23 protein-coding genes are annotated in these 19550 nt (G+C 61.8%); 12 read left to right on the top strand and 11 right to left on the bottom strand.

What is annotated here, in order from left to right:
- Positions 1-558 precede the first annotated feature (558 nt).
- Positions 559-1044, top strand: a complete 486-nt coding sequence (locus B7R22_RS18895; protein WP_147305436.1) for a hypothetical protein — start codon at positions 559-561, stop codon at positions 1042-1044.
- Between the two features lie 337 nt (positions 1045-1381).
- Here B7R22_RS18895 and B7R22_RS16780 read toward each other — a convergent pair whose 3' ends face one another.
- The 3 genes from B7R22_RS16780 to B7R22_RS16770 are packed head-to-tail and all read right to left on the bottom strand — an operon-like array spanning position 1382 to position 2726.
- Positions 1382-2041 (bottom strand): hypothetical protein, encoded by a 660-nt coding sequence (locus tag B7R22_RS16780; protein WP_147305435.1) that lies wholly within the window; start codon positions 2039-2041, stop codon positions 1382-1384.
- Positions 2038-2247: a helix-turn-helix domain-containing protein gene (locus tag B7R22_RS16775; RefSeq protein WP_116412843.1), complete on the bottom strand. Its 210-nt coding sequence runs from the start codon at positions 2245-2247 to the stop codon at positions 2038-2040. The genes B7R22_RS16780 and B7R22_RS16775 overlap by 4 nt, the downstream gene beginning before the upstream one ends.
- A complete protein-coding gene (locus B7R22_RS16770) occupies positions 2247-2726 on the bottom strand; it encodes a DUF2975 domain-containing protein (RefSeq protein ID WP_116412842.1) in 480 nt (159 codons plus the stop codon). Before B7R22_RS16770 ends, B7R22_RS16775 begins: the two co-directional genes overlap by 1 nt.
- Positions 2727-2783: 57 nt before the next feature.
- On the opposite strand from B7R22_RS16770, the gene B7R22_RS16765 reads away from it, so the two are divergent.
- The 4 genes from B7R22_RS16765 to B7R22_RS16750 all read left to right on the top strand — a co-directional run bounded on the left by B7R22_RS16765 (position 2784) and on the right by B7R22_RS16750 (position 5147).
- A complete protein-coding gene (locus B7R22_RS16765; protein ID WP_147305434.1) occupies positions 2784-3485 on the top strand; it encodes a hypothetical protein in 702 nt (233 codons plus the stop codon).
- Between the two features lie 28 nt (positions 3486-3513).
- Positions 3514-4086, top strand: a complete 573-nt coding sequence (locus tag B7R22_RS16760; protein ID WP_116412847.1) for a VanZ family protein — start codon at positions 3514-3516, stop codon at positions 4084-4086.
- 252 nt (positions 4087-4338) lie between these two features.
- A complete protein-coding gene (locus tag B7R22_RS16755) occupies positions 4339-4662 on the top strand; it encodes a hypothetical protein (RefSeq protein ID WP_116412840.1) in 324 nt (107 codons plus the stop codon).
- Positions 4663-4793: 131 nt separating this feature from the next.
- Positions 4794-5147, top strand: coding sequence for a DUF7674 family protein (locus tag B7R22_RS16750; protein ID WP_116412839.1), 354 nt, complete (start codon positions 4794-4796; stop codon positions 5145-5147).
- 828 nt (positions 5148-5975) lie between these two features.
- On the opposite strand, the gene B7R22_RS16745 is transcribed toward B7R22_RS16750, so the two are convergent.
- The gene (locus B7R22_RS16745; RefSeq protein ID WP_116412838.1) at positions 5976-6743 is read right to left on the bottom strand and encodes a hypothetical protein; all 768 of its coding nucleotides are present in this window, start codon (positions 6741-6743) and stop codon (positions 5976-5978) included.
- A gap of 157 nt (positions 6744-6900) precedes the next feature.
- Between B7R22_RS16745 and B7R22_RS18890 the strand changes: the two genes are divergently transcribed.
- Positions 6901-7584 carry a hypothetical protein gene (locus tag B7R22_RS18890; protein WP_147305433.1) on the top strand — a complete coding sequence of 228 codons (684 nt, stop codon included), beginning with the start codon at positions 6901-6903 and terminating at the stop codon, positions 7582-7584.
- 147 nt (positions 7585-7731) lie between these two features.
- Here B7R22_RS18890 and B7R22_RS16730 read toward each other — a convergent pair whose 3' ends face one another.
- Entirely contained in the window at positions 7732-8421 is a 690-nt protein-coding gene (locus B7R22_RS16730; protein ID WP_116412835.1) for an aspartate/glutamate racemase family protein, read from the bottom strand.
- Between the two features lie 291 nt (positions 8422-8712).
- Positions 8713-9159, bottom strand: a complete 447-nt coding sequence (locus tag B7R22_RS16720; protein WP_116412834.1) for a MarR family winged helix-turn-helix transcriptional regulator — start codon at positions 9157-9159, stop codon at positions 8713-8715.
- 159 nt (positions 9160-9318) lie between these two features.
- Between B7R22_RS16720 and B7R22_RS16715 the strand changes: the two genes are divergently transcribed.
- Positions 9319-10179: an alpha/beta hydrolase gene (locus tag B7R22_RS16715; RefSeq protein WP_216363504.1), complete on the top strand. Its 861-nt coding sequence runs from the start codon at positions 9319-9321 to the stop codon at positions 10177-10179.
- A gap of 270 nt (positions 10180-10449) precedes the next feature.
- Here the strand turns inward: B7R22_RS16715 and B7R22_RS16710 are convergent, their stop codons facing one another.
- The 3 genes from B7R22_RS16710 to B7R22_RS16700 all read right to left on the bottom strand — a co-directional run bounded on the left by B7R22_RS16710 (position 10450) and on the right by B7R22_RS16700 (position 12723).
- Entirely contained in the window at positions 10450-11181 is a 732-nt protein-coding gene (locus B7R22_RS16710; protein WP_116412832.1) for a DUF998 domain-containing protein, read from the bottom strand.
- Positions 11178-12227 carry a medium chain dehydrogenase/reductase family protein gene (locus B7R22_RS16705; RefSeq protein WP_116412831.1) on the bottom strand — a complete coding sequence of 350 codons (1050 nt, stop codon included), beginning with the start codon at positions 12225-12227 and terminating at the stop codon, positions 11178-11180. Before B7R22_RS16705 ends, B7R22_RS16710 begins: the two co-directional genes overlap by 4 nt.
- 64 nt (positions 12228-12291) lie before the next feature.
- On the bottom strand, positions 12292-12723 hold the full coding sequence (locus B7R22_RS16700; RefSeq protein WP_116412830.1) for a nuclear transport factor 2 family protein: 432 nt from the start codon (positions 12721-12723) through the stop codon (positions 12292-12294).
- A 141-nt stretch (positions 12724-12864) separates the two neighbouring features.
- Here B7R22_RS16700 and B7R22_RS16695 point away from each other — a divergent pair, with 141 nt between their 5' ends.
- Both B7R22_RS16695 and B7R22_RS16690 read left to right on the top strand, forming a co-directional pair.
- Positions 12865-13557 carry a TetR/AcrR family transcriptional regulator gene (locus tag B7R22_RS16695; protein ID WP_172582509.1) on the top strand — a complete coding sequence of 231 codons (693 nt, stop codon included), beginning with the start codon at positions 12865-12867 and terminating at the stop codon, positions 13555-13557.
- 221 nt (positions 13558-13778) lie between these two features.
- Positions 13779-14399 (top strand): hypothetical protein, encoded by a 621-nt coding sequence (locus B7R22_RS16690; RefSeq protein ID WP_116412828.1) that lies wholly within the window; start codon positions 13779-13781, stop codon positions 14397-14399.
- 49 nt (positions 14400-14448) lie between these two features.
- Here B7R22_RS16690 and B7R22_RS16685 read toward each other — a convergent pair whose 3' ends face one another.
- Both B7R22_RS16685 and B7R22_RS16680 read right to left on the bottom strand, forming a co-directional pair.
- On the bottom strand, positions 14449-15078 hold the full coding sequence (locus B7R22_RS16685; RefSeq protein ID WP_172582507.1) for an FMN reductase: 630 nt from the start codon (positions 15076-15078) through the stop codon (positions 14449-14451).
- The gene (locus B7R22_RS16680) at positions 15078-16205 is read right to left on the bottom strand and encodes an LLM class flavin-dependent oxidoreductase (protein WP_116412846.1); all 1128 of its coding nucleotides are present in this window, start codon (positions 16203-16205) and stop codon (positions 15078-15080) included. The genes B7R22_RS16685 and B7R22_RS16680 overlap by 1 nt, the downstream gene beginning before the upstream one ends.
- Positions 16206-16510: 305 nt before the next feature.
- Between B7R22_RS16680 and B7R22_RS16675 the strand changes: the two genes are divergently transcribed.
- The 3 genes from B7R22_RS16675 to B7R22_RS16665 all read left to right on the top strand — a co-directional run bounded on the left by B7R22_RS16675 (position 16511) and on the right by B7R22_RS16665 (position 19448).
- Positions 16511-18394: an amidohydrolase gene (locus tag B7R22_RS16675; protein ID WP_216363503.1), complete on the top strand. Its 1884-nt coding sequence runs from the start codon at positions 16511-16513 to the stop codon at positions 18392-18394.
- A gap of 73 nt (positions 18395-18467) precedes the next feature.
- On the top strand, positions 18468-19133 hold the full coding sequence (locus tag B7R22_RS16670; protein WP_116412826.1) for a hydrolase: 666 nt from the start codon (positions 18468-18470) through the stop codon (positions 19131-19133).
- 51 nt (positions 19134-19184) lie between these two features.
- Positions 19185-19448 carry a DoxX family protein gene (locus tag B7R22_RS16665; RefSeq protein WP_116412825.1) on the top strand — a complete coding sequence of 88 codons (264 nt, stop codon included), beginning with the start codon at positions 19185-19187 and terminating at the stop codon, positions 19446-19448.
- The last annotated feature ends 102 nt before the right edge of the window (positions 19449-19550 follow it).

Genomic DNA, 19550 nt, shown 5'->3' with positions numbered 1-19550 from the left:
AGCCATCGTGTGGTGTCCTTTGCGTGAGAGTTTTAGTCGGTTCTCACTGACCATCACACGGTGGCTTCTCACGTCGACGATGCAACGCTCAAGAACCCGAAACCCCACCACTCACAGGGACGTCACCATGACGAGCTAGGTTCGCAATATGAATTGCCCGAAGTGCGGTGCCCCAGCCGAGCTCAAAGGGGAGGTACTGATCTGCGGCATGACCGGATTTGACTATTCAATCGCGGTCACACGAGAGCTCTTCGCTATTGCTGAAGGAACCCCGACGGCCTTACCGCCAGGCACGTTGCGCTGGGGTGGTCGATGGTTCTGTCCAGCAGATGGCGCTTCCCTCCAAGAAGTAAATGGTTGGCCGACTTGCCCCTCCTGCGAACGGTCGTTGGACGGCCGGGTGCTTTATCAGCTGATCGAATTTCATGACCATCCGTAGCGTCGAAACCAGATGGCGTCACTCGGTCATCCACAGTCGCTTCTTCCCGTCTGGATTCACTGCTCGAGTTGTATCGTCGGTTCGAATGAATCGGTGCGTGGGAAGGAAGGGTCTGGACTGTGTCGTTTACCAACCTGAGTCGAGAAATACCGACGGGTGACCTAGCCGGGTTCGTTGGCTCGACGGTAAAGGCCTTTCGAGTGCTGGCGTACCGCGCCCCGGACGGTCAACTAGATTCCGACGACGATGGCCTTCTTGAGATCACCCTGGCCGCTGGCAATTCTTTCCACGTGACTAGCAACAGCTACGGAGAAGATTTGCAAGCTTTCGCCGGAAGTTGGATTGATCCGTTTGCCGGACCGCAGTCACCTGCCAACCAGAGCTACCTCACTGAACACGGAAAGTGGGAACCGATTGACTTGACTGATTCTCCACCTTGGCAGGAACTAGTTGGCGGGACAATTCAAGATGTACAGCTGATGGCGACGCCCGACTCTCCGCCGCACGGCGTCCGCTTCCGAATCGAAGACCATTGGGTGGACGTTGAGATCGGGGGCGACAAAACGAAAGTTCGGATCGACGGAAAGCCCGCGAATGCCCGATAAAGCGCCTCAGCAAATGATTGAGCGTTATACGGCGTTTCGGGTCGGTGCTCGGAATCCGGCGACCTCGACGCTCACGGGTGAATGGGGACTGAACTACTTGGGCACGGGTTAGAGAAGGGAACGGCACGTCGTTAACTCTGCATCGTGCTGTCTGTCGTGCAAACGGCTTACTCGATCAGCAGTCGACCCGGTGGCCTGCGGTATCCAAGGCGTTTCCTGTTCCGTAAGCCGTCCGGTCAGCGGTACCCGTGTCGTCGTTCTGCAGGGATAGGTCGACAAGATGTTCACCGGATGACCTGCAGATCCGGTTGCTCGAGGCTGGGACGAAGCTGGGGCGTCATCGGTTGCAGTGGAGCGCGGAGTCAGGGCCGGTCCAGCTGGCGGGGTCGGTTCCATCGCCCTCGACGTTGAGGTTCCCGTCACGGTCATGCCAGCTGAGCGAGTAGGTACCGTATCCGAATGGGTCGTAGAAGTCGTCGGCGGACCAGTCGCCAACCCAGTTCACGACGACCGCTCCGGGTTGCACAATTCCGACGGAGCCATCAACCCAGCCGTGCTGGATCACGACCCGGCACCCGCCGACCGATGCTTCCGGGAGTATCTGGAAGCTGTTGTTGCCGAGCAGCAACACTGCGATGAACATGGTCGGCAGACCGAGTGTGAGAACGACCCCAGCACTAACCCGGAGAACCGCCAGACGACGCCTGACCCGTCCCGGCGCCAACGACACACCGGACACCACAAGGGCTAGGCCGATGGGCGTCAGGATGGCCATGATCTCGAGCGGTGTTGGTATCCAGTCTCCGAGGATGAGCGTGAACCGGCCGAACGAATCAGTCCGGCTTCGAGAAATGACGGTCACGAGAACACCGGTGCCGAGCACCACGAAAAGCATCGTCTGGCCCGTCGCCGTCAGAACACTTCTGCTAGCGACCCTCACGTCCAGTTCACGTTGTTCAAAGTCTCTGTTGGACAGGGCTTTGTCTTGGAGGGTCATTTGTCGGGGGTGTAGCCGAGGATGTCGCCGGGCTGGCAACCCAGCACCTGACAGATCGCGTCGAGAGTTGTGAACCGGATTGCTTTCGCCCGCCCGTTCTTCAGAATAGACACATTCGCGACCGCAAGATCGATCGCCGCAGCGAGTTCGGTGACAGACATCTTCCGCTTCGCGAGCTCGACATCGAGGTTGATGACAATCCCCATCAGATCACCTCTGACAGGTCGCTCTGGTACTGGATAGCCATGTGCAGCAGGCGCCTCATCACTATCACCACCAGCGCGAGAGCCCCAACTACACCGGCTGCTACCGCGGTGACGATAGCCATGGCCGTGTTAGCAGCTGAACCGGCCGAGACCAGATTGACGAGGAAGTACACACACCCAGCCGTCGCCACGACGGCGGCTACCGTGAGGGCGCCGATCGCGAGGTTCACCCACCGGTCGCCTTGACGGCGGCCATCGAAGATCGCGTCTGTTCGCGCCATCCCGGCAAGCATCCACACACTCACCAAAACTGCCTCGACACACAGACAGCCCACAACGATCAGCGCCGCCAACACCACCCCAGAGACCCCACCCACGATTAGGGCAGCCAGCTCACCGGCCATCACCTGCCCTGTCGCACACCCCACGAACAGAACCGCGAGAAGCCCCCGCAACACCCCAATACTGAACTCCGTCATGAGGTGAGCATATCGAAAAAGGTTGCCTATATAGCGATTATCGATATAGTTCAGGTCATGTCGATCTCCATCCGCGGGTATCAAGCAACTACCGATCAGAGGTCGTCACCCGGTCGAATGGGGATCCGCGGCACAATATGGGCCGGAGCTGCGGCGGCTTCAGGGGCAGTGTTCTACCTCGGCATCTTCGCCGTTGTCTCGCAAGGGCAGGTTTACGGCGTTGTTCTCTTCCTCGGCTGGACTGGTAGCACCCAGATCAAAACAACCTCCCTCGCCTTGATCATTGTGTGCCCGGCAGTCGCGGCGTACTGCCTAGGCGGCACGGCGGCCAGCCGTATACCCACCCGGTGGGTCCGCGGCGTCGTTACCGTTGTCGGCGGCGGGATCGTGTTCGTCGGCGGCACCATCGCGATGCTGTTCGCCCTGCTGTTCGCTATCCTCACCGCCACCACGAACTACTACACCTTCCCCTCCCCCGACGGCCACAACATCATCCTTATCTCGGAACAGGACCACTATGGCGAGATCGCAGAACACGCATGGGGGCCCGTCTACTCGGTGAAAGCGAAATACTCGCCCAACGACTGGTACCAACCCATAGCCAAGGGAACCTTCACCACAGCATGGTCACCGACAGGCTTCACCTTGACATATCAGGTCGACTGGGATCGGCCAGGAACCGAAACGATCACCGTTTCGACCGATACATCGGCCCCGGAGGCTTCCTGCGAGATCAAACCGGGCAGGAGTGCGGCATGAGTGAAAGGATAGCGTGACCGCTGTGAACGTGGCTTCTTCCATCATTGACCGCTTCGGGGTCGTGGTCGTCGTGACGCTGCTAGTGGGCCTCCCCCTCGGCGCGGCCGTGACCTCCGGACTGAGCCGGCATCGTGCGCGCGTGGGCTGGCCAGCTCGCTGGGCGTGGCAGTCCGCCATCGCGGAGGTCGGCATCGTGCTCGGAACAGCCCCCTGGGTATGGATGATCATGGCCCCCACCGGCGGACCCGGCGGAGTGCACCTCATCCCGTTCCAGGATCTCGCCGGTGTTCTGGGCGGAAGAGACGCCATCGTGCAGCTCGTCGGCAACCTCCTCGTCTTCACGGCCCTCGGCGCCCTTCTACCTGTCCGTTTCCGTCTCGGTCCTGCTTGGAGCGTCGCACCCACCGTCTTCCTCCTCGCCGCGTCGATGTCGGCCGTACTCGAAGGCCTGCAACTCGTACTGAGCCTGGGACGGGTCACATCCATCGACGACGTGCTCATCAACTCCCTCGGAGCAACACTGGCGTCACTCCTCTTTATCAGTTGGTGGCGTAGCCGCGAAGACGCAGCGCCAGCGCCCCAATGGGACCCGTCCCGTTGAGGGTCCGTGCCGGAACCACGCCTTCTTCTCTGCCGCACGACTCAAGCTGGCCCCGTTGAAGACCTACCTCTGAGATGTGCCGTCGCTGCCAGTTTGCTTCCGTGCGCTACATTTGCCACCAAACTTCGACCCAGAGGAACAGACATGACCGAAGATGAAGAGCCTATCCCGCCCTTCTCTATTGGCGCGATCGTTGGAGGATAGTCACCGCACCAGAAAACCTGGCGCGAAGCCCTGCGCCACCTGTCAGCGGTGATCGTCCGAGAGAGACCGAATCTACGGACCAGCCTCAACATCAACGTGGTGTTTCATCTGCCCGGAAGCATTCTCACACCGGAGTTCGTCGGGGCGAGAACCGGCAGTTACCGAAAAGCGGACGACGCGTTGATGGTGCAGGTCGCTCTCCCTTGGGAGCCACCTGAGCACATGAACGAGTACCTACGTGGAAAGCTCGAGCTGGCGTTGGACGAGACCGACCCGTGGATCACACGCAGGAAAAAGTCGCAGTACGACCTGTCAGCTCTTCGAGAATTCGTCCGAACCTTGCCGCTCGAAGATCCACCTGCCCGGCTTTGAACGCTACGGACACCAATTGCCGCGAAGACCGATCGTCGTCGGCCTCCGCACCGAGACCAGTTAATCTCTGAGACCACAGCCGGGGCGAGTACTTTCCCCGCGCGATAGCGGCGGCCTGAGACACTGGTGGCATGGCGGGACCGAGGACTACTAAGGCCAACTTCGTCGATCAGTTAGTTGAGGCCGTGCCAGAATCGGAATCCACAGTAGTTGAACACCTCGACTACTTCGACGAGCTGCTTCTTCACCTGTTGATGGCCGACTTGCTACGTTTTGCAACCGCATCCTTCGCGAACGGCAGAACTGATATCAGCGATCGTCTGCTCCGCTTCGTCGATGCGAGCCTCACGGGTGGGGATGAGTACATTCAGAACGCTGTTAAGGTTTCTTTCGTCGAACATTTTAGTGCTTGGCCGGGCGAAACGCCGGAATTCCTAGACACCTGGCCGTTGGCACTTCGATCAGCGCTAGAGGCGTTCCGGTAGACGCCCGTCTAGCGAATTATGCTGGTTTCTGCGGCCAGCGTTCGCTGCGTCTATCGGATCTACGCTCGAACGACATAGCGCTGGAGCACTTCGGACTGGCTGTAAGGTCCATCTCCATCAGAGTCGTACTGAGGTTCGTCGAACATTACCGAGTACAGATACTTGCTCTCCCGAGCAGCAGCCGCAGTAAGTCCATGAGCGCGGGAGGAAGAAACTACAGTCCCAGCGCATTCCTGATCGAACGGGCCGCCGAATCGGGGATCCGTCAAGATACGCACCTTCGTGCCGGATGGAAGCGGGCGCTCAAACAGCTGCCGAATGGTCATGGCAGATCGTACATCGCTGTGCATCAATCTCAACATCTGCGCCAAGCTTCGAAGACGACGTGACAGGCTCAACGGCATGAAGCCCTTGGCCCGCTCATACCTTGCCAATTCGGCACTGATCGTCGGGTCTCTGCCGTAACCGGCTGCACCACAACCCCAGATGACACCGTCTGGACCGGGCCGCCCGCCACACGCTCCGGCCGCGTCGTCGACGCCGCCGGCCAACCCACTAACAGGTGCCTCATCAACCCAGGCGGGAGCTATATCATCGGGATGGCCACGCACAGCGCGCCCGACGGCAACTTCACAGTCGGCCTACCTGGCGGCTCATACGACATCAGAGCTCAATGCCGCGACGACGACAAAATGCTCTTCGGCCGTGGCAGTTCCCCGGTTCAGGCAGACGGGGCTGACCCCATTTCCGTCCAGATCACCGTCAAGAGGCAACCGGCAGAAACGAACTGCGCCGCAACATTTGGATCGACGCCATGCCCGCTGAGCCTCACTCTTCGACGCTAACTATTTGGCTTGGCTCGAATATCATCGGGCCGTCCCAGTCCGTCATAGCCGCCACGTCGTACACAATCAGCGTCGGCAGTTCTACCTTCGTTCGCAGCCCGAACGCATCGATTCGCCACATGTGTTTGTACGGCGTGTGCCAGAAAACGAAGTCCACCCCGGACTCGGCGATGATCTGGATGAAGAAGAAATCAAGGAACCAGAAGTGCGCTCTGCCGGGGAACACTGTCCCATTCGAGGGCGGAGCGATTGATGCTTCGACGCGCGCGTATGCAGACGACTCATCGTGCACCAGGAAAGCTAGGGCATGTCCTGGTTGGTTTTCCCGGTACGCCGTAACCCTCGCTGCATGGTCTCCGACGACCCGAGCAAATGCGTCGCGATAGGCCGTAAAATTGTGATCCTCTTCGCTCGGCAAGCCAGTGTCGGCGATAACAGATATCGGGATGTCGCGGTCCATCGAAGGGAAAGCGGAACGGATCTCGCGTTCTAAATGCGCCTCACGCGCGAGCGTCGGATTGTGCAGCTTGCCCACCGGCGGGTGATCGTCGACCCGCATAACCTCAACTGCAAGTCGGAGCTCATTCGAGTAGAAGTCCGGTCGCTCGCTCTCTATCCACAGTTTGGAGTCCCGCATCGCCGAGAGGTATGCGACGGCATCGTCCGTTGGATCGGGGATGAAGCAAACCTCAGAATCTTCAACAGACGCGATACCGGTCAGTATTGCGTTCTCGTTGCCCGATTTCCCCACACCGTCTCCCCTAACTAAGTCGCAACCCTAATGCTGCCTCATCGCGTTATTCCCTCGAGATTCCGCGAGTGCCGCAAGCAAAGTGCGGGGGCCGGACTGGGTGAGCTGGACCCCTCCCGCCGAACGCCCGGCATCTGGAACGTGAGAAGGTGGAACCGTGATCCAGCTCGAGGGTGTTCACCGGTCAGCAGCCAGGGACTGGCCCCTCTTCCATACTGTTGACACCCAGTTCGGCATTCTTTCCCTCTCTGTCGCCCGGGCTGACGAAGAGTTCGGACATGATCCGTCCCGCCGACGCTGCGCCGCTCTCGTCGAAAGCGCCTTTCGCTCGCTTTCCCCAGATTCCGATCTGATCATCGAAACCCTCGTCCGCGTACAAGGAGGAGGCCGCCCAGCATCAAGCAATCTGTTAGCGCGGCGGTCAGGCATCTGGCCCATGCTCAAGTCACCCATTGGACTTCCTGCAGGCGAGCGAACCGAAACGGCGATCGATGTCTCCGAAGGAGTCGAATTCCTCGGTCGAATTCAGACAACGATCGACCAGCTAGATGAGTGCCTGGAGCTGAGCCGTGAGTTGAACTCCGGGACGTTCATTCCCTCTTCGTACCAGACCGATAGCTCCGCGCTCGAGACCTCTTTCAGCACATCTACTGACGGAACGGACGCCGGCCATCCGAACCGAAGCTGGGCAGTTCTCGCACCCGCCGCGATACAGGCGGGCTACTGCGCGCTTCGCGCCACCGGCTGGTTCGACGACCGTGCATCCGGAATCGACATCTTCGGCGAAGACGCCTTCCTCGACAGACTAGAACCATTACTCCGAGCAGCTCTCGCAAACTAAACGAATGCCAGCGGCCACAAAGCGGCAACCCGCCTAGCGGGACTGACGCAGTTGTCCCGCTGACCGTCACCATCTGAAACTCTCGCGGACGATCGGGCCGCCGTTCAGCTCGAGCATCATTCCGTTCCGCTGCACACCCCAGTTGGGTTAGGTCAGCGCCATCTTGATAGCGGCTTGGGCGTGGAGTTGTGTGGTCGGGAAGGTGGGGATGGGGCTGTCGTCGTCACTGATCAGTAACTCGATTTCGGTGCAGCCGAGGATGACGCCCTGGGCGCCTCGGTGATGGAGGGCAGCGATGACCGATACGTATTCTGTGCGGGACGTGTCGCTGACTACGCCGAGCACGAGTTCTTCATAAATGATCCGATGAATGATCTGCCGCTGGGCGGCATCGGGCACGAGCACAGTCAGCCCGTGAGCGGAGAGACGATCTTTGTAGAAGTCTTCTTCCATGGTGAACGAGGTTCCGATTAACCCGACCGCGCTCATCCCGGAGTCCGTGATGGCCGCAGCTGTGGTGTCCGCCAAATGTAGGAACGGGATGGCAACCGCGCTTTCTATGCTGGGCGCGACCTTATGCATGGTGTTGGTGCAGAGAACGATGAAGTCAGCTCCGGCCGCTTCCAGGAGGCGGGACTGCTCGGCCAGTAGCTGACCGGCGCCATCCCAGTCGTTGGTGGACTGGAGATGTTCGATTTCGGCGAAGTCGACCGATGCCAGGATGACTTTCGCGGAGTGCAGCCCGCCGAGCTGATCACGAACACCCTCATTGATCAGTTGGTAATACAGGGCGGAGCTCTCCCAGCTCATCCCGCCGAGCAATCCGATTGTCTTCATCTTTGGAGACTAGAGGAAAACACTGCCCGGCCTGACGAGCGGTGTGCTGCGGCGGCCCCGCGGAGAACCGCATCATCGCGCCCCACCTGCCCTCGATCGCGGCGCGGTGACAGCGCGCGGCGAGGTCGCCCGGCGGCTGCTCGATGATCGCTTTAGGCCGCTTCGCCACGTGCGCGCAGGCCGTGCAGGCCGGCCGTGGTCCGCGGTCCCGGATCGGTGCGCGGAAGCGACCCGGGGTGGGGAATTTCAGTGAGCGCCGTGAGTAGCGTGCACCTGGTCGATACCTCTTGCTTACGAACCCGAATCAGCGCGTCGGTGTGCGGAGGCGGCTCGAAGAGCCTCCAGATCAGCCGCAAAGCGGTTCAGCGTGTGGTCGCCGAGTGGCTGAGTGAACCATATTGTTAGCTCATCGTCAAAGATGCCGCTAGCGGCATCAAGGGCGATTCGACCAGCATCCGTCACCTCGAGAAGGGACGAACGACGATTCGCCGGGTTTGGTCGGCGCACCAGAAGACCCCGCGCCTCGAACCTGTCGACCGACTGACTGACGCCACCCACGGTCATTGCCAACGCGGATGCGAGATCATTCACTCGGCAATTGACCGTCTCGCTCACGATCAGCAGGGCATTGAAGGCAGCGAGTGTTACGCCACACTCTCTGACGAGCCGCGCATCGAGAGTGTTCCAGAGCTCGGTCTCCAGTCGCACGAGATCATCAAATACCTGTCGAAGGTTCACGCCGCTCCCTGGATTCGTCGCACACACATGGCTCAAGAATACCTTATCAATTACCTTGTATCTAATGTTATTAGTGCTAATATAGTCTCATTCGACCCCCTCCCTCTGAAACGGATGAAGCCCATGTCCCAGGAACAACGCGACCTAATCAATGCCATCATGACGAACTCGCCACTCGATCTCGGAGGAGAGCTCATCGAACAACGGACGATCCTGCACCAGATGCTCACCTCCCACCCACTACCCGACGACGTCTCCTCCGCACCGATCATGCTTGGTGGTGTGCCAGCGCTGTCTATCGATATCACCGGCCAGGCATCCCACGGCACGATCTTGTTTTTTCATGGCGGCGTCTTCGCCATGGGCTCAGCCGAGGCCTCGGTCGGCCTCGCGTGCGATCTCGGCCGACGCGCTCACATGCGTGTCATCACCGTCGACTACCGTCTCGCACCCGAACACCCCTACCCGGCCGCCACCGACGACGCCTTCGCCGCCTACCAGGCGCTCGTGGCAACAGGGGATGCCGGACAGATCACCATCGCTGGCGAGTCAGCTGGCGGCAACCTCGCCGTCATCACCCTTCTGGCCATCCGCGACGCCGGACTGCCAGTGCCGTCCGCGTGTGTAGTGCTCTCGCCCTGGACAGATCTCGCGGTCACCGGAGACAGTTCCATCACGAAGGCCGCCGCCGATCCGGCACTGACTCCTAGCGCCCTCCGCATCAGGGCCCGTGACTACCTCGGCGAGCTCGACCCTTCCTCGGGCGCAGTCAGCCCCATTTACGCCGACCTGACCGGCCTACCACCCCTGTTGATCCAGGTCGGCTCCAACGAGATTCTGCTCGACGACGCCGTTCGACTCGCAGCGATCGCTGCAGCAGCCGACGTGCGCGTCATTCTCGACATCACCCCAGAAGTACCCCACGTATTCCAAGCCTTTTCAGCACTCCTCGACGAGGGTGACGACGCGCTCGACCGGGCCGCCGCATTCCTGCGCAGCAACACCACAACACTCGTTTAACCGGCCACCCGATCACGCCAGCCCAGCGATTCGCTTTCTGGTTTTGTCTCGCGGGAGAGAGCGAGAGGGTGATGCCGACGTGCCTCAGAGAAGGTGAGCGCCCCGGCGCCTTCCATTCGTGCGCCGAGTTCGATCGCGGCATCGGAGACGACAATCGTGTTGATGCGATCCCAAGCACTGTCGCGAGTCGCGGCGTCCCGAGCTGGCGCCCTGCTGTTCCGAGGACAATGATGAGGGCATTGCCCGCGATGACCGAGAGGAACGCTCCGGTCAGGCAGAGCCCGAGGAGCTAGTCGTCGGCGTGGCTGAGGGCCGCATGGTCCAGGCGGATGCGGTGCCGGCTTCCGTGGTGCGGGCGAGGTAGTGCAGAGCGGCTCTGATCTGAAAGAGAACTATGGGGTAGACGGCGAGTCGTTCGATGAGGCCGGATGGTGCGCCGCTGTTCATCGTGACCAGGAGCACGACGGTGGCAGCGAGACCAAGGATGCCGAGCGGTACGCTGGCGTGGCCGAGCCGCCTTGTGGTGGGGCGTTGCCACCAGTTGATGCCGAGGATCACGGCGAGGGTATTCGCTCCGATGATGGCGAGGGCCGCTCCGGTGAAATGCCAGGTGAGTGTTCCATCGGCGGCTGCGTCGGCTGAACCGTGGAAGAAGCCGAGTAGGAGGTAGCCGGCTCCGGTGACGAGCCCGAGTATGAGAGCGGCGATGCGAAGCCTCCGGGAGAGGGTGTCGACCCGTTTCCCGGTCAGCAGCACCACGGCTGCTGCGAACAGGACGCCCTGGATGACGAAGCCGGCATTCATCACATCGTGGAGCGGTGAGTCGATGAGGCGTCCCTGGAACGTTCCCACGGTTGTGGAGCCGAGGTCGCTGATCCAGTTCTGCGCGTAGCTGTACAGTGGCGTGCGCCACGCCGCGGCGGTGATGGCTTCGGCGACTCCGTAGATCAGCGCACCCCCGAGCAGCAGGAGTCCGGTGATGTTTCGGGTGCGGGCGGTCATGGCAGCAGGATGACTTTGCCGTTGAGCGTGCGGGACTCGGCGAGCTCGAGCGCTGCCGCTGCTTCGGTGAGGGGGAAGCGGGCTGCGATATTCGCGGTGATCGTGCCGTCGCGGAGGAGATCGAAGACGTGGCCGAGGTCTTCTTCCAAGTGACGACGGAACCGGGCAGGGCGGTATTTGTGGCCTGCCCACAGGTCGTAGAAGGTGGCTTTCTTCCCGTTCGGCAGGGCGCTCCACAGCACAGCCTGGCCGATGGCCTTCATGAACGGGCCCATCAGGGACCCGGTTCCGCTGACGGCGTTCACGATGGCGTAGGTCACCAGGGTGCCGCCCCGGCGGAGCAGGGCGAACGACTTCTTCGTGTTGTCGCCGCCGATGTTGTCGAAGACCGCCGAGACACCGGCCGGTGCATGCTGACGCACGATCGACGGCAGTTCGGGGTCGGCGTAGTCGACCGGGATGACCCCGGCTCTGCGGAGAGCGTCATGGTGGCGGGGCGATGCTGCGCCGATGACGGTGACGCCGTGGTGCTGGGCGAGTTGGATGAGGATGCCGCCCACTCCCCCGTTCGCACCGAACACGAGGATCGTCTGGCCGGGCTTCACCTTCGCGGCGCGGTGCAGCATCTGCCACGCGGTGACTCCGTTCACGACGACCGTCTCCGCGTCCTCGGGAGTGATGCCGTCCGGCACGGTGATGCTGTCGCGGGCTTCGACGACGGCGTGGGTTGCCCATCCGCCGGTCTTGGTCATCGCCGCGACCCGTTCGCCGATCATCCGCTCGTCACCGCCCGGTCCGACGCTGAGCACACGGCCGACGAGGTCGTATCCCGGAGTGAAGGGAAACGCGGGCTGTCCAAAGTAGCGGCCCCGGCGCATCGCCTGTTCAGCGAAGGAGATCCCTGTGGCCTCGACCTGCATGAGGAGCTGCCCCGCGGTGGGCGTCGGGATCGGACCAAGAGATATTTGCAGGCCAGACGGCTCGACAAGGCCGGGAAGGATGATGCGGGTACTTGTTGCTGGAAGTGGTACGGAGGAGGTGGTCATGATCTTCTTTCGGTTCGGTGTCGAAACGTGCGTGAGTACAGGGGAGGTCGCAGAATGCAATGAACTATCCGGCCGTCGGCGTCCAGTTCAGGGGCAGCCCGGACTGTGCCAGCAGTGTGGTGAGGCTGTAGTTGTCGGTGTTCGTGTGGATGAGGCCGTCTTTCATGCGGAGCGTCGTGGTGCCTCGCACGGCGAACGGCTGTGGGGCGCCCCGGAAGTGGCCGGAGTACAGCGACTCGATGGCGACATGGTCGTTTTCGCCGAATGCGTTCAGAACCTCGATGTGGAGGTCTGCGATGAGCGCATCAGAGCCTGCTTTGAACCCGGTGATCGCGTCGGAACCTTCGAAGGATTTGCCCGCGGCGAGGTCGCTGTAGGTGCCGTCTGCCGTGAAGAGCCCCGCGAGGAGCGACTGATCGGTGGCGTTCCAGGCGGCAGCCCAGCCCGCAGCGATCGACTGCGGGCTGTGTTCGATCGATGTCGAAGACGTGTTCATGGTGTTCCCTTCGCCGCGACGCTCTGTCGCTAAGTTAGTGGTCTTAACATTAGTGACGCGGTGTTACTCTGTCAACATGACTTTCGAAATCCGCCCACGATGAATACGCCCCCCAGGCCGACGAGACGTGAGGAGCGTCGCATGCAGACGGTGCAGGAGATCAAGCAGCTCGCCATGGACCAGATACGGCAGGGCGGCGCTGACGCAGTGACTCTGAGCGGTATCGTGCGGGAGATGTCGATGTCGCCAGCCGCGTTGTACCGCTACTTCGCGAACCGGGATGCTCTGCTCGCCGACCTCGTCTTCGACGCCTACAACGAACTTGCCGACTGGCTGACCGGCCTCGAACTCGGTGCGGGTTCGGCAGTGAAGAACCTCGACGCGGTTCTTCGCGGCACCCGAAGGTGGGCGCTCGAGCACCCTAACGCCTATCGGCTGATATTCCAGACCACTATCGGCTCCGGTGAAGAGTTCGCCGCCGACCGCCTCATTCCCGCCGCGTCGAGGAGCATGGCTGTGATCATCGACGCACTCGCCGCCGTCACCGGGCAGCAGGAAGCGACACTTGTCGACAACCGGCAACGTGCCGAGGTCTCAGTCTCCGAGGCCCTCCGCACGTGGGGGGATCGTTCTGGTCTCAGCGAGTTCTCCACCGGCGTGCTGGCACTCGCGCTGCTGACGTGGACAAGGCTCCACGGCATCATCAGCCTCGAACTCGGCGGGCACCTCACCGCCACCGGCATCGGCGCCAACACACTCTTCGACCTGGAAGTGCAGGCCATTCACTCACAGGCCGCGTCCCTGCCCCCCGCCACGAAGCATCTGTCTCATTGATACGGAGAAAGTCAAAAAATTACGCGATGGCGGGTTCGTGAAGGGCCAGCCTTCCCCGGGGGTGCCCGGCGCGGGTATGGCTCGCGCCGGGCTCCGCTCAGATGCCGTTCGAGATGCGCATCAGCACCGTTCCAAGTCATCAACCAGCGCTACCTGAAAACCTCGATCGCCGCTCCGCCGCTGCCGCCGCGCAAGAGGAATTCGGCCACGCAACCGGCTACATGCCGGCCATCACCGGCGTAGACGCCTCCCCCACCCAGGCCGCGTGGATCACCGAGCATCCGTTCACGAAAGTGTTCACGGACCGGGTCAACAGCATCCCCGCCGTCCCCGCAACAGAAGGCTGCCTCAGCGATGCCATGTCTGCCGTACGAGCACCGGTCGTACCGCAGATGCAGGCTGACCTCACCGGCTCAACCAACCTCGACGATGCTCTGGCGGCGGCCGAAACCGACGCCAACACCGCACTCAAGAACTACCTCGAGCAGCTCGGCTGGCCCCCTCCCCCAGGTGAAGGAATTCTCTTGACCGCCCTCCACGCAGTCGCCGCAGCCGTGAAAGACGCCGTTCTCCCCGTCTCGGTCCCCGTGGCCGATTATCAGGTCACCCCGGTCCTTGAAAACCCGTACTGGGGCCACCTCTCCCTCGCCGGACATGAACTCGGGCTGAACCCCCGACACGTCGACGAGATAGGTGACTACCTGCTGCGTTTACCGATCCCACCAGCTCCCCCACAATTCGTCGCCGACACCGTGTCACTTTTCGAATTCCACGCCGACTGGGGCTCCGAATGGTGGCGGCAGCTGAGTTGGAACCACCTCCGGTCGTGGCAGCTGTCCTAACGGGCGCCTAGTCAACGTGACGGTACCCGGACGTTCAACTCGTTCAGAGTCACTGTGCGCCATAGCCGCCGACGGGGCTGAACCCGGCAGGCAGAGCGAACGGGTCAGCGACCCGGTTTGAGCGGTCGGATGTTTTCGCCAGCTGCGCCAGTTCGCGGGCCGCTCGTTCGACGCGGTCGGGTAACGCGGTAGCCGCTGCGTCGCCCGCGCTGCCCCAGTCGCTCGACGCCGCGTAGACGCTCGTAGGCACAACCACGGCGTGCAGATAGGTGAAGAGCGGTCGCATGGCGTAGTCGAGGGCAAGCGAATGACGTTCGCTGCCTCCGGTCGCACCAATGAGCACGGGCATGTCGGTGAGCGATTGCGGGTCGAGCACATCGATGAATGACTTGAACAATCCGCTGTAGCTCGTGGTGAACACAGGAGTCACGGCGATGAGCGCGTCGGCACCGGTCACGGTCTCGATCACTTTCTCAAGCTTGGGGCTCGGGAAGCCGGTCATCAGATTGTTGACGACGTCTTGGGCGGTGTCACGCAGTTCTATGATGTGCACGTCGGCGTCGATACCAAGTCCTTCGAGTTGGCGGGTTGTGGCGTCAGCGAGCCTGTCGGCGAGAAGTCTTGTCGACGAGGGTTGGCTGAGTCCCGAGGTGATGACGGCGATCTTACGAGAGGTCATCAGCTGGCCACTGGCGTTTCAGCAAGCTCAGCGCTGGACGCGGCCTGCGCCGCCCTATCACGCTTCGCGACGAGAGCTTCGTGTGTGGGACCGTCGGGTACATTGGCCGGGCGGTTCACCGCGAACTCCTTGCGGAGGACGGGGACGACTTCTCCGCCCAGGATGTCGAGCTGCTCCAGCACAGTCTTCAGCGGCAGGCCAGCATGATCCATGAGGAATAGTTGGCGTTGGTAGTCACCGTAGTACTCCCGCATTGAGGCGTAGCGGTCGATGACCTGCTGGGGGCTGCCTACAGTCAGAGGGGTCTGCTCGGTGAAATCTTCCATTGTGGGGCCGTGCCCGTAGACGGGGGCGTTGTCAAAGTACGGGCGGAACTGTTTGATCGCGTCCTGCGAGTTCTTGGCCATGAATGCCTGGCCACCAAGACCGACGATCGCCTCGCTTGCCGTGCCGTGGCCGTAGTGTTCGAAGCGCTGACGGTAGTAGCTGATGAGCTTCATGTAGTGCTCTTTCGGCCAGAAGATGTTGTTGGCGAAAAATCCATCACCGTAGAACGCGGCTTGCTCAGCAATTTCGGGAGAGCGGATGCTGCCGTGCCAGACGAACGGTGCGACGCCGTCGAGCGGGCGGGGCGTTGACTGGAACCCCTGGAGGGGTGTGCGGTACTTGCCCTCCCAGTTGACGAAGTCCTCGCGCCAGAGACGCTGCAGAAGGGCGTAATTTTCGATGGCAAGGGGAATGCCGTCGCGGATATCCTTGCCGAACCACGGGTAGACAGGACCCGTATTTCCGCGTCCCATCATCAGGTCGACGCGGCCGTCGGCCACGTGCTGCAGCATCGCGTAGTCCTCGGCGATCTTCACCGGATCGTTCGTAGTGATGAGTGTGGTGGCAGTGCTGAGAATCAACCGGTCGGTCTTGGCCGCGATGTAGCCGAGCATTGTCGTCGGGCTCGAGGGCACGAAGGGCGGGTTGTGATGCTCGCCAAGGGCGAAAACCTCCATGCCAACTTCTTCAACCTTCTGCGCGATGGTCAAGATGTTTTTGATGCGCTGGTGTTCGGTCGGCGTGATGTCGTTGGTGGGGTCCGTCGTCACGTCTCCGACGGTAAAGATCCCGAACTGCATTCCAGTGCTGGCAACTGTGTTCATGATTTCCATGCCCTCCCGGGTGTTTCTGCAAGTCTATGCGTTTGCATATATCGGCCCAACCCATGATGTGGAGTTCCTATTCCCGCATCCAGGCCAAGGCATACGTCTGAGGATGAACCTGTGAACAACCTGAGTTTTCATGCGTACGTATCTTTCTCGGAAATAGTTTGCTTGGAAGATGCATTACACCACCTGTATTTCGCGGAGTGAATGACGCCGCGGAGCTCGCGCTTCCTGCGCGAGCGAAGAGAGAACATAAGGAGATGGGTTCGATGCCCACAATGCCTGTAGCTGGAATCGCGCCGCGACCTGGCGTCACGGATCCCGCGGATATCGTCGTGCGGAACGCCAAGATCTATACCGGTGATCCCGCGCGGCCGCACGTCACGGCCGTCGCAATCACCGGTGGTCGGGTCAGCGCGCTCGGTGATGACGCCGATATGGTCGGCTCCGTTGGAGCGGACACCCGCGTGGTTGACGGGCAGAACCGCCGCGTCATACCGGGCTTGAACGATTCGCATCTGCATGTCATCCGCGGCGGTCTGAACTACGTTCTCGAACTCCGCTGGGACGGCGTGCCGACCCTGAAGCTCGCGATGCAGATGCTCAGGGAACAAGCCGCACGCACACCCAAAGGTCAATGGGTCCGTGTTGTTGGGGGTTTCACCAAAGAGCAGTTCGCCGAGAAGCGCCTGCCCACCCTCTCAGAGCTCAACGACGCCGCCCCCGACACACCCGTGTTCATCCTGAACCTCTACCAGTCAGCGCTGCTGAACCGTGCTGCGGTGCAGGCTGCCGGTTACACAAAGGACTCCCCCGATTTCCGTGGCGGCCAGATCGTGCGGGGCCGAGGTGGGGAACCCACCGGCCTGCTCCTCGCCGCGCCGAGCGCTCTCGTGCTGTACTCGACACTCGCCAAGGCGCCGCTGCTTCCGCCGGAGGATCAGAAAGACTCCACCCGCCACTACCTGCGCGAACTCAACCGGTTCGGCCTCACATCGGCCATCGACGCCGCCGGGGGTTTCCAGAATTTCCCCGACAACTACAGCACCGTGACTGACCTCGCGAACGAAGGAAATCTTTCCCTCCGAATCGCGTACCACCTGTTCCCGCAGGTCGCCGGACAGGAGGTCGACGATCTCCGTCGGTGGGTCGAGACCGTGAAGCCCGGCGATGGTGATGAATACCTTCGCCTCAACGGCGCAGGCGAGAACCTCACCTGGGCGGCCGGAGACTTCGAGAACTTCAGCGAACCCCGCCCCGAGCTCGCACCCGATTACGAAGTCGAGTTCGAAAAGGCGGTCCGCCTGATGATGGAGAACGGGTGGGGTTTTCGTCTGCATGCGACCTACAACGAAACCATCGAGCGTGACCTTGCGGTCTTCGAAAAGCTCGCCGCAGAGGGCATGTTCCCCGCCGGTAACCGCTGGATCTTCGACCATGCCGAAACCATCTCCAGCAGCAGCCTGGACCGGGTGGCCGCACTAGGTGGTGCGATCGCCATCCAGAACCGGATGTCCTTCCAAGGTGAAGCCTTCATCCAGCGTTACGGCGCCGGACGGGCAGCGGACGCACCACCCATCCGCGAAATGCTGAACCACGGTCTCGTCGTCGGCGCCGGCACGGACGCCACCCGCGTCTCCTCGTACAACCCGTGGGTCGCACTGCACTGGCTCGTGACCGGACGCACCGTCGGCAACACCCTGCTGTACCCGCCGGAGAACCGGGTCAGCCGGGAACAGGCGATCGAGATGTTCACCGTCGCCGGTGCGAAACTCACCGGCGAGGAAAGCGTCAAGGGCATCCTGCGTGAAGGGTTCTACGGCGACTTGAGCATCCTCTCGGATGACTTCTTCGCCGTCGACGAGGCCGACATCGCCCACATCGAGTCCCTCCTCACCGTCGTCGGCGGACGCATCGTCTACGCGGCCGGTGACTATGAAGGCCAAGACGAACAGCTTCCCCCGGTGCACCCGTTCTGGAGTCCGGTATCCCATTTCGGTGGCTACCAGTCCACAGCCAAGCCCTCCACCACCGGCGGCCGGCAGGCCGACCTGCTCGCCCAGGCCGCAGGCGAATCCGACCAGCAACGGCAGTGGCAGCAGGCCCGCTCCGGGCACACGCCCGTCATCTCTGGCGACGCGTTCGAGACACACTCCCACTAACACCCACTCGCACCCACAAGCTTGCCCATTCCATGCGAACGGGCGTTCAGAAAAATAACAAAGGAAAAGTGAAATGACTGAATTCAACATCGACAACGTGAAGGCCGCGCCAAGCGAAGACCTCATCACCCCCGAGAACAGCGTGTTCCTCTTCGTTGACCACCAGCCGCAGATGTTCTTCGGCGTCGGCAGCGGAGACCGCACCGCGATCATCAACAACACAATCGGACTCGCGAAAGCTGCGAAGGCCTTCAACGTGCCCACCGTGCTGACCACCGTCGCGGCCGAGTCCTTCTCAGGCCACATCGTCCCCGACCTCGCCGCGGTGTTCCCGGGCCAGGAGATCATCGACCGGACCACGATGAACGCGTGGGAAGACGAAGCACTCGTCGCCGCAGTCAAAGCGACCGGCCGCCGGAAGATCGTCATCTCCGGCCTCTGGACCGAGGTATGCCTCGTGCTGCCGGTGCTGTCAGCGCTGGATCAGGGCTATGAGGTCTTCGTCGTAGCCGACGCATCCGGTGGTGTCTCCCCCGAGGCCCACAACCTGGCCATGGACCGCATGGTCGCAGCCGGCGCCGTTCCCGTCACCTGGATCCAGGTGCTCCTCGAGCTGCAGCGCGACTGGGCACGCGGTGAGACCTACACGGCCGTTTCGGACATCGTCAAGGCACACGGCGGAGCCTACGGGCTCGGCATGCACTACGCAGGCGACTTCATCGGCGGAAACGCCGGCTAACACCAGCCACACCACTCAGCACTATCGGACGTACGAGGTAAGGGACCGGAAATGAATGACGACAGCGTGGGACTGCTGCTGCTGCGAGTAGTGATCGGCGCACTCCTGGCCGGCCACGGCGTGCAGAAGGTTTCCCGCCAGCTGGGCGGGCGCGGCCTTGACGGCGGCGCCGCCGAGTTCGCCGCAGACGGATTCCGCGGCGGGCGCCTCACGGCCCTCGCCGCCGGAGTCAGCCAGCTCGGCTCCGGTCTCTTCCTCGCCTTCGGGGCTCTCACCCCTGTCGCGGCCATGGTCAAGTCCCTGATGGTGGTGTAGCGGTGGTTCCTTCGGTTTGTGGGTTTAGGCGCTGAGCTGGAGTGCTGGTTCTGTCACCTCCCTTTCGTTGTCGGTGACGAGGGTGAGGCGGCTTTTGGTGAG

Origin of the sequence: Subtercola boreus (genome assembly GCF_003399635.1) — a bacterium.
Classification (GTDB): Bacteria; Actinomycetota; Actinomycetes; order Actinomycetales; family Microbacteriaceae; genus Subtercola; species Subtercola boreus_B.
This window is presented reverse-complemented; position numbering and strand designations above follow the sequence as displayed.

What these genes read in the sequence shown, in the direction of transcription:
- B7R22_RS16705 (WP_116412831.1), bottom strand. Translation starts at nt 12,227, where the DNA reads ATGACCACCTCCTCCGTACCACTTCCAGCAACAAGTACCCGCATCATC.
- B7R22_RS16770 (WP_116412842.1), bottom strand. Translation starts at nt 2,726, where the DNA reads ATGACGGAGTTCAGTATTGGGGTGTTGCGGGGGCTTCTCGCGGTTCTG.
- B7R22_RS16675 (WP_216363503.1), top strand. Translation starts at nt 16,511, where the DNA reads ATGCCTGTAGCTGGAATCGCGCCGCGACCTGGCGTCACGGATCCCGCG.
- B7R22_RS16780 (WP_147305435.1), bottom strand. Translation starts at nt 2,041, where the DNA reads ATGACCCTCCAAGACAAAGCCCTGTCCAACAGAGACTTTGAACAACGT.
- B7R22_RS16685 (WP_172582507.1), bottom strand. Translation starts at nt 15,078, where the DNA reads ATGACCTCTCGTAAGATCGCCGTCATCACCTCGGGACTCAGCCAACCC.
- B7R22_RS16665 (WP_116412825.1), top strand. Translation starts at nt 19,185, where the DNA reads ATGAATGACGACAGCGTGGGACTGCTGCTGCTGCGAGTAGTGATCGGC.
- B7R22_RS16765 (WP_147305434.1), top strand. Translation starts at nt 2,784, where the DNA reads ATGTCGATCTCCATCCGCGGGTATCAAGCAACTACCGATCAGAGGTCG.
- B7R22_RS16750 (WP_116412839.1), top strand. Translation starts at nt 4,794, where the DNA reads ATGGCGGGACCGAGGACTACTAAGGCCAACTTCGTCGATCAGTTAGTT.
- B7R22_RS16710 (WP_116412832.1), bottom strand. Translation starts at nt 11,181, where the DNA reads ATGACCGCCCGCACCCGAAACATCACCGGACTCCTGCTGCTCGGGGGT.
- B7R22_RS16715 (WP_216363504.1), top strand. Translation starts at nt 9,319, where the DNA reads ATGACGAACTCGCCACTCGATCTCGGAGGAGAGCTCATCGAACAACGG.
- B7R22_RS16730 (WP_116412835.1), bottom strand. Translation starts at nt 8,421, where the DNA reads ATGAAGACAATCGGATTGCTCGGCGGGATGAGCTGGGAGAGCTCCGCC.
- B7R22_RS16775 (WP_116412843.1), bottom strand. Translation starts at nt 2,247, where the DNA reads ATGGGGATTGTCATCAACCTCGATGTCGAGCTCGCGAAGCGGAAGATG.
- B7R22_RS16695 (WP_172582509.1), top strand. Translation starts at nt 12,865, where the DNA reads ATGCAGACGGTGCAGGAGATCAAGCAGCTCGCCATGGACCAGATACGG.
- B7R22_RS16690 (WP_116412828.1), top strand. Translation starts at nt 13,779, where the DNA reads ATGCCGGCCATCACCGGCGTAGACGCCTCCCCCACCCAGGCCGCGTGG.
- B7R22_RS16670 (WP_116412826.1), top strand. Translation starts at nt 18,468, where the DNA reads ATGACTGAATTCAACATCGACAACGTGAAGGCCGCGCCAAGCGAAGAC.
- B7R22_RS16700 (WP_116412830.1), bottom strand. Translation starts at nt 12,723, where the DNA reads ATGAACACGTCTTCGACATCGATCGAACACAGCCCGCAGTCGATCGCT.
- B7R22_RS16680 (WP_116412846.1), bottom strand. Translation starts at nt 16,205, where the DNA reads ATGCAGTTCGGGATCTTTACCGTCGGAGACGTGACGACGGACCCCACC.